This is a genomic window from Nakamurella panacisegetis, from assembly GCF_900104535.1.
Classification (GTDB): domain Bacteria; phylum Actinomycetota; class Actinomycetes; order Mycobacteriales; family Nakamurellaceae; genus Nakamurella; species Nakamurella panacisegetis.
On record NZ_LT629710.1, the window covers coordinates 675,063 to 687,938 of the forward strand.

Here is a 12,876-nt window from a genome sequence, read left to right on the forward strand (position 1 = left end):
CTGCGTACGGTCGGGACTTCCGGAGAGCAGGTTCGTCCGACCCGAGGTGGAGAGTGATCAGTGTCCAATGAGGTGGCGAGCCGATCGGCCGACGTGCAGGCGAACGGTGACCGGACCGCCTCGATCCCGGTCCGGTTCCTGACCTGGATCTCCCTGGCCGCGATCACCGTCACCGTGGTCACCTTCACGCTCCTGCATCTCCTCCCGCCGACCTCGGCGATCTCGCCGGTGCACCGCACGATCAGCGAGTACGCGTTGACCACATCGGCCTGGGCGTTCAACCTGGCCGTGGTGGCCCTGGCCGGCGCGTCGGTGGCGACGTTTGCCGGGGCGATCATGGTGCGGCAGGTCAAGCCCGTTTCGGGAGCCACCGTCGGGGGCGTCCTGTGGGTGGCCGGCCTGCTCACGCTGGTGAACTTTCCCAAGCACAACTGGGCCCTCGGTGCCATCAGCAGCTCAGGCCAGGTCCACCGGATGGCCAGCCTGGTCGCCTTTCTCGCGTTGCCGGTCGCCGTGATGGCCCTGGCCCGGCGACGTGGTGGCGCGCACCGGGCGACGGCGCGGTTGGCCTTCTGGTCGGGGGCCGTGTCGCTGCTGTGGTTCGTGCCGATCCTGATCGCGATCGCGGTCGCCCCGCGAGCCTGGTGGACCCAGATCCCGCTCGGGTTGGTGGAACGGGGCATGGCCCTGACCGAGGTGACCGCTCTGGTCCTGGTGACCGTGCTGGTACGACGGAGCGCCCGGTCAGTTCCGCAGAGCTGACGCCAAGGCGCTGATCTGGGCCGGGCCGACCCGGCAGCAACCACCGATCAACGACGCTCCGGCCGCCGTCCACGACTCCACCTCGGTCGCGGTGAAGGTGGGGTCACCCGACCACGAGCGCGTGACGCCGTCCCACACCTCACCGCTGTTGGGGTAGACCACCACGGACTTCCCGGTGGCCGACGCGGCGGCGGCCAGGCCGGCGACCTGCGGTGCCGGGCAACAGTTGACCCCGACCGCGAAGACCTCGGGGATTGATGCGGCGAGGGCGAAGGCGTCCTCGATCGGCTCGCCGGCCCTGGTCCGGCCGTCCTCGGCGGTCAGCGAGATCCAGGCCCTCAGTCCGGTCCCGTCGAGCAGCCGGACGATCGCCTCCACCTCGACCATCGCCGGAACGGTCTCGAAGGCCAGCACGTCGGCACCGGACCGGGCCAACACCTCGAACCGGGGACGATGCCACTCGTAGAGTTCGGTCGCGGTCCGGCCGTAGTCGCCGCGATACTCCGAGCCATCGGCCAGCACCGCGCCGTAGGGGCCGATCGAGGCGGCGACCCACCGCGGCGACCCGTCGTCGAACTGGTCCCGGGCTCGCACCGCACAGGCGACGGAGGCCAGCAGCGCCGCCTCGGACTCGGCCCGGCTCAACCCCAACCGTGCGAAACCCTCGTACGAAGCCTGGTACGAGCCGGTGATCGCCACCTGCGCACCGGCCTGGAAGTACTCCCGGTGAGCGGCGACGATCTCGTCCGGATCGTCGAGCAGCAACCGGGCCGACCACAGGTCAGAGGTCAGGTCGTTACCGCGGGCTTCGAGCAGGGTGGCCAATCCCCCGTCGAGCACAACCGGCCCGGCGGCCACGGCTTGCGGCAAGGTCGTCATGGCGCCCAACCTACGTCGGATCAGCCGGACTCACGAATGCGCGTGCTCAGTCGTCCGGGTTCGTCGGGGCACGTCCAGCCGCCGGACGCCGGGTCAGGACGCGACGTCGGCCGGATCGGCCGTCAGGGTGTTTCCGAAGCGGTCCCGGATGGCGCACACCAACCGCTCCCCCGCAGCCACCCGCGCGCCGGACAGGATCACGCAGCGGTCAAGGTCACCGAGCACCTGCGCGTCCGGCGCGACCACCGACGACGATCCCGAGGCGGAGAGGTTGGCCGTCAGGAATTCGGCCGGCGTGCCGCAGTCGAACGAGCGTCCGGTGAGTTCGACGAATTCCAGTTCCCCGCGCCGATACGCGTCCTTCCAGACGGCCGAGTACAGCCCATCGGGCGAATATTCCAGCGCGGCCGCAACTTTCGCCGGAACCGTGCTGACGCCCATGTACCGGTAGGTACCGAAGTCGGCCGGGCGCCCCATGTCCCGGACCAGCAGCCGCGGGCGTTCCCGGTCCCAATCGTCGAGGAATCGGTCGATCGGGTCGGACAGCCACAGGTCGCTGTTGTTCACCAGCACCGGGCGCCCGTCGATCCAATCGCGCAGGTGACGGAGCGCCCCGGCCGTCCCGAGCAGTCTCTCGCGCTCGAACGACACGTGCACCGACGGCCGGAAAGCCGTTGCCGCGTCCGCGATCTTCTCGGCCAGGTGGTGGGCGTTGACGGCCACGTCGGCGACCACCGCCCCGAGCCGCGCCAGCGCCAGATCGAGCAGTCGCTCATTGTCCACGGTCAGCAGCGGCTTGGGGACGAAATCGGTGATCGGACTCAGCCGCGACCCGCGACCCGCCGCCAGCACCACCCCGACGACATCGGTTGCGGTTGAACTCATCTCGGAATGCGGTCCCCGACTGAAGCCAGGATCTCGCGGGTCTGGGGCGTCAGTTCCACGTCGTCGATCCGGCGCCATTCGAACGACAACACCTCTGCGGCCGGAGTCAGGGCCATCGTCGCCCGGTCGGCGGCACAGAAGAAGATCAGGTCGACTCTGGTCTTGCCCGGATCGACATGGGCGGTGTCGGGCGCGGCCGCGAAACCGGACGCGTCGGCCCCCAGCTCCTCCGCCAATTCGCGCACCAGGGCCCGGCGCGCCGGTTCGCCCTTCTTGAGCAGTCCACCGGGCAGCGCCAGCCCGGGCCGATGCTGCTGCCGGACGAACAGGACCAGATCGCCGTCGTGGATGACGCCCAGCGCCCCGACGGTGAACGACGGCGCGACCACACCGACAATGCCCCGGCGCACGCGGGGCGGCAGGTATCCGAACGCGGAGTAGGCCGCCGAACGGACACGAGACCGTAAACCGCCCTTCGGGCCCACCTCAGACATACGACGGTTCTCCTCGGTATTTGTGCTGGTCAGAGCGATTTCTAGGTCCGGAGAAGGCTAGCACGCCCGCGTTGCCCGCCCCTCGACCCGACGCGCGCATCGAGCCGGGAATGCTGCTGCCGGAGAGCGGGTTGGACTCGGCATGAAGATCGATATCTGGTCGGACGTCGTCTGCCCCTGGTGTTACCTCGGCAAGCGCCGCTTCGAGTCCGCTCTCCGGCAGTTCGCCCACCGCGACGACGTCTCGGTGACGTGGCATTCGTTCCAACTCGATCCCACGGCCGCCAGCGCGTCGCCCGGGTCGGACCACGACCACATCCAGGCCATTGCCGACAAACTCGGCCTCAGCCGCGAGAAGTCGGCCCGGATGCACGACGACCTGACGGCGACGGCGGCTGCCGAAGGTCTGGACTATCACTTCGAGAAGATGAAGGCCGCCAACACTTTCGACGCCCATCGGCTGTTGCACCTGGCCCTGGCCCGGGGTCGGCAGGACGTGCTGAAGGAGCGACTGATGAAGGCCACCTTCACCGACGGCCTGCCGGTCGGGGACCACGGCACCCTCGCCGATCTGGCCGTCGAGGCGGGGCTGGACCGCGCCGAGGTGGAGGCCGCCCTGGCCGGCGACCGCTACGCCGACGACGTGCGGGCCGACATCGCCCAGGCGCGGGCCTACGGGATCAGCGGAGTCCCGTTCTTCGTCATCGACGCCAAGTACGGTGTGTCCGGGGCCCAGCCGGCGCCGGCCCTGCTGGACGTGCTCAACCAGGCCTGGTCCGATGCCCACCCGTTGACGATGACGGCCGGGAACGCCGGGTCGTGCGAGGGCGATACCTGCTCGGTGTGAGGCTGCGGCCGAACCCGGTTCGCTCCCCTGATTCCACCGGCCCCGAATACGCGACCGGAGCGTGGCCGACCACCCGGAGAGGGCTCCCAGCGCGTCGCTACAGCGTGAAGGCGGCCCGGAAGTGCTCCAGGGCCAGCAGCGGATCGCCGGCGGCCCAGCCCTCGAAGGCGACCACGCCGTCGTAGCCCAGACGTCGCAGGGCACGGGCGATGGCCGGGTAGTTGATCTCGCCCGTGCCGGGCTGGCGGCGACCGGGGACGTCGGCCACCTGGATCTCCCCGATGTGCGGCAGCGCCCGCTCGACGAGTTCGATCAGATTGCCCTCGCCGATCTGGGCGTGGTAGAGGTCGAGATTCATCTTCAGGTGCGGATTGTCGACCGCCGCGACCAGCGCCAGCGTGTCGGCCGCCCGCGCGAACGGCGTCCCCGGATGGTCGACCGCGGTGTTCAGGTTCTCCAACAGGAACGTCCGACCGGCCCGCTCGCCGAGCTCGGCCAGGCGCCCCAGCGTGCGGCCCGCGGCCAACCACATCGCCCCGGTGACCTCCGAGACCGGCACCACCGGAAGCCCGTTCCGGTCCAGTGCGGTGCCGGTCAGGTTCAGGTTCGGGCAGTTGAGCCGCTCGGCGGCGTGGAGTGACAGCGCCGCCGTCCGCAGCAACTCCGCAATCCCGGCCGGATCGGTGAGGTTGCCGGCGATGTGGCCGGTCATCGAGGTGAACCGGGCACCGGTCGCGACCAGGGCATCGATGTCCTTCGACGTCCAGTCCCAGATCTCCGCCGCAAAGCCCAGTTCGTGGATCTTGGCCACCCGCTCGGCGAACGGAAGGTCGAGAAACACCATTTCGGCGCTGACCGCGAGATCGAAACCCATGGCGCTCACCTTCGCGTGCCTAGAACGTTCTAGACGCAGCAGCCTACGACCGCCCAAACCCGGGGGTCAAGGCTCCGCCCCTGGACATAGAACGATCTAGGGTGGACGGGATCAGCGGCCCGGTGACCCCGGACCCCCGAAGCCGAAGGAGCACCGTGACCGGGGACCGCCCGAGTGTCGAGCGTCGAGCGACGATCGCCGATGTCGCCGCGGTGGCCGGTGTCTCGCCGGCGTTGGTCTCGATCGTCATCCGCGGCGTGCCCGGTGCCTCGGCGGCCACCCGGCAGCGTGTGCTGGCCGTGGCCGAGGGCCTTGGCTATCGACCGGACCAGCGGGCGCGGATGCTCCGGCGCCAGCGCTCCAGACTGCTGGGCGTCTCCTTCGAGGTGCAGCAAGCGTTCCACGGTGACCTGGTCGAAGGGATCTACACCGCCGCACAGGAGGCCGGCTACGAGGTGGTCCTGAGTGCGGTGGCGCCCAGTCGCAGCGAGGAGCGGGCCGCCCAGACCCTGCTCGACGACCGGTGCGAGGCGATGATCCTGCTCGGCCCGCGGGTACCCGTCGCCACGCTCGGCCGCTGGGCGTCCCGGATGCCGCTGGTCGTCGTGGGCCGCAGCGTTCGTCATCCGGGGGTCGACACCGTCCGGTCGGCCGACGACAAGGGAATGTCGCTGGCCGTCGGACATCTCGTCGCGGCCGGCCATTCCCGGATCGCGCATGTCGACGGCGCCTCGGCGCCGGGTTCGGCCGAGCGACGCCGGAGTTTCGCCGGCGCCATGGGCCGTCACGCCCTCGCCGATCAGGCCCGGGTGGTGCCGGGCGGTCCGACCGAGGAGTACGGCGCGGCCGCCACCAGAACCCTGCTGGCCCAGGGCATTGCGCCGACCGCGGTGGTGGCCTACAACGACCGCTGCGCCCTTGGCGTCCTGGACACGCTGCACCGCAACGGGCGGCAGGTCCCGCAGGACGTCTCGGTGATCGGCTGGGACGACAGTCGGCTGGCCGCTCTGTCCTACGTCGACCTGACGACGGTCGGCCAGAATCCGGGCCGGCTGGCCCGATTGGCGGTCGCTCGCATCGCCGGCCGGCTCGACGGCACCCGCATCGGCCCCCGGGAGCAGGTCATCCCGCCTGAACTGGTACTTCGCAGCAGCACCGGGCCACCTCCCCGGACCTGACCAGCCACTGATCGTTCGAACCCATCCCGAGGAGACAGGAACACCATGGACCGCTTCACCGACACCGCCTGGGCCGACACCGCGACGATCCGGCGGGCCATCGACGAGCATCCGTTCCTGCTGGGTCTGCGGGACGGAACCCTGGCCGAGGCAACGTTCCTCGGCTACCTGGCACAGGACGCGCACTACCTTCTGGGGTACGCCCGCGCCCTGGCCATGTGCGCGGCACAAGCCTCGCACCCCGACGATCTGTCGTTCTGGGCCCGCTCCGCCCACGACGCCATCGAGGTGGAACGCACGCTGCACGCCGGCCGGGTGCTCGACCTCGACGCGGCGCCGCCGTCACCGGCCGGGACGGCCTACGTCACCTTCCTGCTCGGCGCGGCGGCGCGCGGGAGCTACCCGGTACTGGCCGCCGCGCTGTTGCCGTGCTTCTGGATCTACCAGGACACGGGTCAGCGGCTGATGGACGGTCTGGACCTGTCCGGACATCCGTACGCAGACTGGATCCAGACGTACGGCGATCCGGATTTCGCAGCCGCGACCGCACGGGCCAAGGACATCGTCGACCGGTGCGCGTCCAATTCGTCGGCCTCGGTGGTGGCGGACATGCACGCCGCGTTCGCCACCGCCGCCCGTTACGAGTGGATGTTCTGGGACGCCGCCTGGCGCGGCGAGACCTGGCCCGCCTTCGGCGATGCGAAGGGCAGGGCCACCAGCACGGCGACCACGAACGAGGCGATCGAGGCCGACAGCCACGGGTGACCGATGAGGTGCAGGTCGGTCCCCATCCGGGTCCAGAACGAGGACCACCCGGCGATCCCGCCCGGGTTGATCAACTGGTAGACCACGAATCCGATGATCCAGGCGGCGATCATCCCAGGCCGGACGGGCGCCGCATCCGACACGTCCCAGACGGCGACGAGGGCCGTGGGTTCGGCGCTCGACGAACCGTCGACCACCGGCGCGGGCGGGGCAACCGCGACGCGTGAGCGGGCCCAGCCGGCGACCAGAGCACCGGACAGCGGGATGAAGACGGCCCCGATCAGGTAGAGGAAGTTCTCGTACTGGGACACGTCGACGGTGAGCGCGAGCACCGTCGTACCCGCCCCGATCAGCACGGTCAGGATCCGCCGATCCCAACGCGGGGCCATGTTCTGGATCGAGACAGCGGTGGAGTAGACGTTCGCGAACGACTGATCGGTCTCCCGCAGCACCAGGATCGCGAAGGCCACCGTGCCCAACGGGAGGGTCAGGAACAGATCGGGGATCTGATCTCCGTTGCTCGAGCCGAGCTGGGTCAGAGCCACCACGCCGATCAACAGACAGGCGACCTGGGTCACCCCGTATCCGAGGAAGCCGCCGGCGAAAGCCGAACGGGCGCTGCGGGAATGACGCGAGTAGTCGGCCCCGAGCGGGACCCAGGAGATGGTCAGGGCGATGACCGCGTCGACCGCGAGCCAGAATCCGCCCCAGGAACCGGTGATCGCGCCGGTCGGACGGCGCAGCAGGCCGACAGCAAGAACGATCATCGACAGCACGACCAGGACGGAGACGTACTTGCGCAGTACCCGGATGGCGCCGAGCGGCCGGAGGGTGAGCCCGGTGGTGACGGCGCCGGCGACGACGACACAGAGCCAGGACGGCAGGTGACCGCGGGAAAGGGCCTGCAGTCCACTGGAAATGACGAACAACTCGAACACAGCCCAGCCCAGGCACTGTGCGATGTTCAGCACGGTCGGGACGAACGAGGCCTTGGCCCCGAGCAGTCCGCGGAGAAGCACCATGGCCGGCGCCCCGGTCCGGGCTCCGAGCACCAGCGTCGCCCCGAGGATCAACCCGCCGAGTACCGATCCGGTGACGATGGCGACGATCGCCGCTGTGAGCCCGAGCGGCGACGCGCCGGACGGCTGCAGGACGGCGACCGCCCCGGCGAAACCGAGGAGGCTGACCCCGAGGTTGCCCCACAGCCCCAGCTGGTCGAGCAGGCCCAGGGTGCGGGGGGCGGCCTCGGTGAGGGTGTGCGGCGCCTCGTCTGGAGGGGCCACCGACGATGCAGCCGATGGTCGGGACGATCTGGATACAGATGTGGACATGACAGCCAACCTCTCCCTGCGCCGGTACTAGCCGGATCAGGTTCAAGCGGTCGGTGGCCTGGGCGGATTCGATGTTTCCGCCGCTCGTCCACCCTCTCAGCCCGATCTGCGGGCTCCCGCGGGATGCGATCAGTGTAGGGGGATCGGTGCCCGTCCGCGGCACCGTCCCGGTCCGGCACCGTCCCGGTGAACCGGTGGCCCCACCGAGAAGCCGGGCCGCGTCACCGGCGGTGGCTCACCCGTGCGGCTGCGGATCGGCCTCGACCCGGGCCGGGCTGACCTGGATGGTGGCGGCGGCCAGGCGACGCACCCCGGCCAGCAGGTGGGCCTCGGCGTGATCGGCGATCTGGTGCGCCTCCTGCACGGTGAGCGCCGGATCGACGGTGATCTCGGCCTCGGCCCGCAGGGTGTGCCCGATCCAGCGCAACCTGAGCTCGCGGATCTGTCGCACCCCGTCGACCGTGCCGATCGCCGCGGCGGCCAGGTCCACCACACCGGGATCGACCGCGTCCATGAGACGGGCCCCGACCTGACGGATCGCCGACCGGAGCACTCCGAGGATGGCGACCATGATCAGCAGTCCGACCACCGGGTCGGCCCAACGCCAGCCGAGGGCGACGCCGCCGGCGCCGAGCAGGACGGCCAGACTGGTGAATCCGTCGGTGCGGGCGTGCAGGCCGTCGGCGACCAGTGCGGCCGATCCGATCTGGCGCCCGACCCGGATCCGGTAGCGGGCCACGATCTCGTTGCCCAGGAAGCCGATCAGTCCGGCCCCGGCCACCGCCCAGAGGTGCGACACCGGCTGCGGATGGATGAGCCGGGCGATGGCCTCGTATCCGGCCAGAACGCTGGACAGCAGCATCATGGCGATGACGAACAGCCCGCCGATGTCCTCGGCGCGGCCGTAACCGTAGGTGTGGCGCTTGTTCGGCGGTCGACGGACCAACGTGAACGCGATCAGCAGGGGCACTGCGGTCAGTGCGTCGGCGACGTTGTGCAGCGTGTCGCCCAACAGGGCGATGGAGCCGGACAGCAGCACCACCACGCCCTGGATGGCGGCCGTGAGACCCAGCCCGATGAGGCTGATCACAAGGGCCCGTCGGCCCGCACTGTCGGCCTCCAGCGCGTCGTCGATGGCGTCGACCGTGTCGTGGGAATGCCCGCCGACCAGTTCCGACAGCCAATGCCTGATCGATGACCACGGGGAACTCACGTCGTGTGAGTGGCCGTGCTCGTGCGAGTGGCCGTGTTCGTGCTCGTCGTGATTGGCGTGGCTGTGCCCGTGCTCATCGTGGTCGTGGTCGTGCTCGTGCTCGGCTGCCGCGGGTAGGTCGAGGTCGGAATGCTCGCGGACAACAAGGTGACTCATCAGGTGACTCGTTTCGCCGGGCCGGTTGGGTTCGCCGTCATACTATCGTCATCTTCGCATCCGTGAAGGTATGAAGGTGGTCGGCTAGGGTGAGATGTATGACCGTCCCCGCGACCACGGATGCCGTTGCCGCGGTCGGCGGTCCCCACCCGGAGAATCCGTCACCGGCCCAGGTGGACGCAGCCGTGGTTTCGTTCGCGATGCTGGCCGATCCGACCCGGGTGCGCATGTTGTGGGCCATGTCCTCCCGCGAGATGGACGTGGCCAGCCTGGCCGCCGCAGCCGGCTGCCGGCCGACCGTGGCCAGCCAGCATCTGTCGAAGCTCCGGTTGGCCGGTCTGGTCGAAGGCACCCGCGAGGGGCGCCGGATCGTCTATCGGCTGCGCGGCGGGCACGTCCGCAATCTGTTGCGGGAAGCGATGTTCCAGGCCGACCACCAGATCACCGGCGAGCCCGTCCACGACTGAGCGCGGCCGCGGGACCGCGCGTCGTTCACACCTCGCGCAGGAACCGCACCGTGCGGTCGAGCAGCAGTTCAGTGGCGTCGGGGTCGTAGTCGGGCAGTGATCGGCCGACGAACAGGTGGCGATCACCCGGGTAGAGGAACAATTCAGCATCCGGCGCCGAGCTGACGAGCTCGCGGGCCGCCTCCAGATCGCCCTCGCCGGTGAAGATGGGGTCGGCCGCCATGCCGTGGATCCGCACCGGCACCTCCGGCGGCCAGCCCCCGAATTCACCCGCCGGCAGACAGGAGCCCATGAAGACCGCCCCCCGGGCACCGGGCCGGGTCTGGGCCAGGTTCTGCGCGGGCATCACGCCCAAGGAGAACCCGATGTACACCAGGGCTTCCGGCAGCTCGGCGGCGGCCCGCACCCCGAGCTTCATCAACTCCTCGAACCCGACGCCACCGGCGTAGGCCAGCCCGTCGTCGAGCACATCGAAGGTGTGCCCGTCGTACAGATCGGGGGTGTGGACGGTGTTCCCGGCGGCGCGGAGCACGTCCGCAAGGGCCACCACGCCGGGAGTCAGCCCCTGGGCGTGATGGAACAGCAGCACTTCGGCCATGACGTGCCTCTCCGAAGACGGCGGACGGATCGAGGTCGGAGAAATCCTAGGCGGGGCCGGGCGATCGTGCTCGATTGGGTCAGATCGGGATCCGGCCGGATACTTCCCTCATGCACAGTGGAATATCGCGACGGGCCCTGATCGGGGTGGGCCTGGCGTTCACCGCGGCGGTCGCGGCCGCGTGCACCTCGGCCATCCGGTCCGGTCCCCCGGCCCCCTCGCCGGACGTCGCCGCGACCGGCCCCGGGTCGGCCTCCGCGGCGTTATCGGTCCCCCGGGTGAACTCATCGCCCGCCCGGCCACGGGCGACCACGACCCCCGGCACCACGACCGCGTCGACTCCCGGCCGCTCGACCGCGTCCCGGCCGTCGTCCCGCCCGGCAGCCCCTCCCACCCGGACCAGCCGGACCGCCCCGACGTCGACCCGGCCCCCCGGCGGACCGGCGGAACAGATCTCCCACGGTCCGACCGACCGGGGTCAGGTCGCCCTGACCTTTCACGGCGCCGGCGACACCGGCCTGGCCCGCCAGATCCTGCAGATCGCCCGGCAGAAGAAGGCCCTGATCACGGTCATGGCCGTCGGGACGTGGCTGGCCGAGAACCCGGAGATCGGGCCGGCGATCGTGGCCGGCGGTCACGAGATGGGCAATCACACCTGGTCGCACCAGGACATCAACTCGCTGTCGGCCACCGATGTGACGGCCGAGATCGTCCGCTGCCGGGATCTGCTGCGTTCGCAGATCGGGTCGGCCGGCCGCTACTTCCGGCAGTCCCAGTCGCCCACCGCGAATGCACTGGTGCGCAGGGAGGCCGGGGCAGCGGGTTACGCCACGTGCCTGTCGTACGACCTGGACTCCATGGACTGGACCGATCCTGGGGCCTCGGCGATCCGGGCCAACGTCCGCGAGGCTCGCGCCGGTTCGATCGTGAGCATGCACCTGGGACACCAGGGCACCGTCGACGCACTGCCCGGCATCCTGGACGATCTGCGATCCCGGCACCTGACGGCCGTCACGGTGAGCACTCTGCTCCGCGGCTGATCGGCCGGGCTCACCCGGTCAGCGGGTGATGCCGGTGTGCCCCAGGCTGTATCGCCCGGGTATGGGCATCAGGGCCAGCCCGTGCGGCTCGTCCCCGACCGGTATCCGGGCCAGCAGGTGACCGTTGCGCGTGTCGAACACGTAGACCACGCTGTTATACCGACCCGAGACCCACAGCTGACTTCCGTCTGCGCTGACGTTGCCCATGTCCGGGCTGCCGCCGCCCGGGATGACCCAGGTGGTCAGCAGAGCGCCGGTCCGCGAGTTCAGGACGCTGATCGTGCCCGCCAGCCGGTTGGTCACGTACAGCTCGGATGCATCCCGGCTCAGATACAGGCCGTGCGCTCCCCGACCGGTCGCGATGTGCCGCAGCACCTTTCGCGCCGCGCCGTCGAGCACCCAGACGCCGTTGGAGTCGGAATCGGCGATGTAGTAGGCACTCCCGTCAGGAGCCAGCTTGATGTCCTGCGGCCCCATCATGGTGTTGCGGACCGGCATGTCGATCAACCGCTCCACCCGGTGGGTGACGATGTCGACCACCGCCACCCGCCCGGCGAACTCGCAGGTGAACACGGCCGTGCGACCGTCGGGACTGAAGTCGGCGTGGTCGATCCCGGCGCACCCCGGAATCGAGGTGGTGTCGTGCACCTTCCAGGTCACCGGGTCGTACCAGATGAGTTGGCGATACTCCTCGGCAACGGAGATGGCATATCGGCCGTCCGGCGTGAAGTACATGTTGTACGGGTCCTTGACCGGTATCTCCCGCCCGCACTCGCCGGTCCGCGGGTCGATGACCCTGATGTGATTGCCGACGTCGTCGGTCGCGTACAGCTTCGTCAGATCGTAGGAGGGGACGACGTGCTGAATCTCGATGCCGACGTGACACTTCCGGATCACCGCGTGGGTGCGCTGGTCGATCACCCAGACGTCGCCCGATCGGTTGTGCGGAACGTAGGCGTACGGCGGATCCCCGGCCACCGCGGCGCTGAGCCGCCCGGCGGCCGCGTCGGCGTACACGTTGTGCGGATCGGCGACCGGCGGCATGCCGGGTAGACCTCCGGCCGCGCCGGCCTTCGTGGTGGGGTGCGGCGACGACAGCGGGATCCGACCCGGGCTGGACGGCGGAGTCCGGCCCGGAACCGACGAGGCCGGAGTACTGGGTGTGGATGGACCGCTGCCCGGTGCCGCCGCCCGGGTACCCAGCGCGGTCGCGGTGGTGCTCTCGGGTGTCGTCACCGGGTGTACCGCGGATTCCTGGGCCTTGGCCCCGGCGCTGGTGCACGAGGCCATGAGCAGCCCGGCGGCCACCAGCCAGGCCAGCCGTTGCGCACCGGTTCGGTTTCGTCGCTCCGTGGTCCGGATCTGCATCACGGGGCCAACCCTATGC

At 70.1% G+C, this 12,876-nt stretch carries 13 protein-coding genes, 1 pseudogene and 1 riboswitch; of the genes and pseudogenes, 6 read left to right on the top strand and 8 right to left on the bottom strand.

Annotated features, from left to right (window positions below):
• The first annotated feature begins 60 nt into the window (after positions 1-60).
• On the top strand, positions 61-762 hold the full coding sequence (locus BLS97_RS02930) for a DUF998 domain-containing protein (RefSeq protein WP_090474525.1): 702 nt from the start codon (positions 61-63) through the stop codon (positions 760-762).
• Here the strand turns inward: BLS97_RS02930 and mmuM are convergent.
• From mmuM to BLS97_RS02945, 3 genes are all read right to left on the bottom strand, one after another.
• Complete coding sequence (gene mmuM, locus BLS97_RS02935; RefSeq protein ID WP_090474526.1) at positions 745-1,641, bottom strand: homocysteine S-methyltransferase; 897 nt, start codon at positions 1,639-1,641, stop codon at positions 745-747. The genes BLS97_RS02930 and mmuM overlap by 18 nt on opposite strands.
• 93 nt (positions 1,642-1,734) lie before the next feature.
• Positions 1,735-2,526 carry a nucleotidyltransferase family protein gene (locus BLS97_RS02940; protein WP_157695135.1) on the bottom strand — a complete coding sequence of 264 codons (792 nt, stop codon included), beginning with the start codon at positions 2,524-2,526 and terminating at the stop codon, positions 1,735-1,737.
• Positions 2,523-3,020 carry an NUDIX hydrolase gene (locus BLS97_RS02945; protein WP_090474528.1) on the bottom strand — a complete coding sequence of 166 codons (498 nt, stop codon included), beginning with the start codon at positions 3,018-3,020 and terminating at the stop codon, positions 2,523-2,525. Before BLS97_RS02945 ends, BLS97_RS02940 begins: the two co-directional genes overlap by 4 nt.
• Positions 3,021-3,162: 142 nt before the next feature.
• On the opposite strand from BLS97_RS02945, the gene BLS97_RS02950 reads away from it, so the two are divergent.
• Positions 3,163-3,867, top strand: coding sequence for a DsbA family oxidoreductase (locus BLS97_RS02950; protein WP_090474529.1), 705 nt, complete (start codon positions 3,163-3,165; stop codon positions 3,865-3,867).
• A gap of 97 nt (positions 3,868-3,964) precedes the next feature.
• Here the strand turns inward: BLS97_RS02950 and BLS97_RS02955 are convergent, their stop codons facing one another.
• Positions 3,965-4,741, bottom strand: a complete 777-nt coding sequence (locus tag BLS97_RS02955; RefSeq protein ID WP_090474530.1) for a TIM barrel protein — start codon at positions 4,739-4,741, stop codon at positions 3,965-3,967.
• A gap of 155 nt (positions 4,742-4,896) precedes the next feature.
• On the opposite strand from BLS97_RS02955, the gene BLS97_RS02960 reads away from it, so the two are divergent.
• Positions 4,897-5,919 carry a LacI family DNA-binding transcriptional regulator gene (locus BLS97_RS02960; RefSeq protein ID WP_090481160.1) on the top strand — a complete coding sequence of 341 codons (1,023 nt, stop codon included), beginning with the start codon at positions 4,897-4,899 and terminating at the stop codon, positions 5,917-5,919.
• 45 nt (positions 5,920-5,964) lie between these two features.
• On the top strand, positions 5,965-6,684 hold the full coding sequence (locus BLS97_RS23680) for a TenA family protein (protein WP_090474531.1): 720 nt from the start codon (positions 5,965-5,967) through the stop codon (positions 6,682-6,684).
• Positions 6,685-6,920: 236 nt separating this feature from the next.
• Here the strand turns inward: BLS97_RS23680 and BLS97_RS02970 are convergent.
• Positions 6,921-8,015: pseudogene (locus tag BLS97_RS02970) on the bottom strand (purine-cytosine permease family protein); the annotation flags it as partial.
• Positions 8,012-8,145: riboswitch (TPP riboswitch) on the bottom strand. (Overlaps the previous pseudogene by 4 nt.)
• 105 nt (positions 8,146-8,250) lie before the next feature.
• A complete protein-coding gene (locus BLS97_RS02975; protein ID WP_090474533.1) occupies positions 8,251-9,384 on the bottom strand; it encodes a cation diffusion facilitator family transporter in 1,134 nt (377 codons plus the stop codon).
• 98 nt (positions 9,385-9,482) lie between these two features.
• Between BLS97_RS02975 and BLS97_RS02980 the strand changes: the two genes are divergently transcribed.
• Complete coding sequence (locus tag BLS97_RS02980) at positions 9,483-9,851, top strand: ArsR/SmtB family transcription factor (RefSeq protein ID WP_090474534.1); 369 nt, start codon at positions 9,483-9,485, stop codon at positions 9,849-9,851.
• A 25-nt stretch (positions 9,852-9,876) separates the two neighbouring features.
• On the opposite strand, the gene BLS97_RS02985 is transcribed toward BLS97_RS02980, so the two are convergent.
• On the bottom strand, positions 9,877-10,449 hold the full coding sequence (locus BLS97_RS02985) for a dienelactone hydrolase family protein (protein WP_090474535.1): 573 nt from the start codon (positions 10,447-10,449) through the stop codon (positions 9,877-9,879).
• A gap of 110 nt (positions 10,450-10,559) precedes the next feature.
• On the opposite strand from BLS97_RS02985, the gene BLS97_RS02990 reads away from it, so the two are divergent.
• Positions 10,560-11,489 carry a polysaccharide deacetylase family protein gene (locus tag BLS97_RS02990; RefSeq protein ID WP_090474536.1) on the top strand — a complete coding sequence of 310 codons (930 nt, stop codon included), beginning with the start codon at positions 10,560-10,562 and terminating at the stop codon, positions 11,487-11,489.
• Positions 11,490-11,507: 18 nt separating this feature from the next.
• Here the strand turns inward: BLS97_RS02990 and BLS97_RS02995 are convergent, their stop codons facing one another.
• On the bottom strand, positions 11,508-12,857 hold the full coding sequence (locus BLS97_RS02995; RefSeq protein WP_331710771.1) for a YVTN family beta-propeller repeat protein: 1,350 nt from the start codon (positions 12,855-12,857) through the stop codon (positions 11,508-11,510).
• Positions 12,858-12,876: the final 19 nt, after the last annotated feature.

Coding starts and splice junctions, on each gene's coding strand:
- mmuM (WP_090474526.1), bottom strand. CDS start 1,641: ATGACGACCTTGCCGCAAGCCGTGGCCGCCGGGCCGGTTGTGCTCGAC.
- BLS97_RS02940 (WP_157695135.1), bottom strand. CDS start 2,526: ATGAGTTCAACCGCAACCGATGTCGTCGGGGTGGTGCTGGCGGCGGGT.
- BLS97_RS02945 (WP_090474528.1), bottom strand. CDS start 3,020: ATGTCTGAGGTGGGCCCGAAGGGCGGTTTACGGTCTCGTGTCCGTTCG.
- BLS97_RS02950 (WP_090474529.1), top strand. CDS start 3,163: ATGAAGATCGATATCTGGTCGGACGTCGTCTGCCCCTGGTGTTACCTC.
- BLS97_RS02955 (WP_090474530.1), bottom strand. CDS start 4,741: ATGGGTTTCGATCTCGCGGTCAGCGCCGAAATGGTGTTTCTCGACCTT.
- BLS97_RS23680 (WP_090474531.1), top strand. CDS start 5,965: ATGGACCGCTTCACCGACACCGCCTGGGCCGACACCGCGACGATCCGG.
- BLS97_RS02975 (WP_090474533.1), bottom strand. CDS start 9,384: ATGAGTCACCTTGTTGTCCGCGAGCATTCCGACCTCGACCTACCCGCG.
- BLS97_RS02980 (WP_090474534.1), top strand. CDS start 9,483: ATGACCGTCCCCGCGACCACGGATGCCGTTGCCGCGGTCGGCGGTCCC.
- BLS97_RS02985 (WP_090474535.1), bottom strand. CDS start 10,449: ATGGCCGAAGTGCTGCTGTTCCATCACGCCCAGGGGCTGACTCCCGGC.
- BLS97_RS02990 (WP_090474536.1), top strand. CDS start 10,560: ATGCACAGTGGAATATCGCGACGGGCCCTGATCGGGGTGGGCCTGGCG.
- BLS97_RS02995 (WP_331710771.1), bottom strand. CDS start 12,857: ATGCAGATCCGGACCACGGAGCGACGAAACCGAACCGGTGCGCAACGG.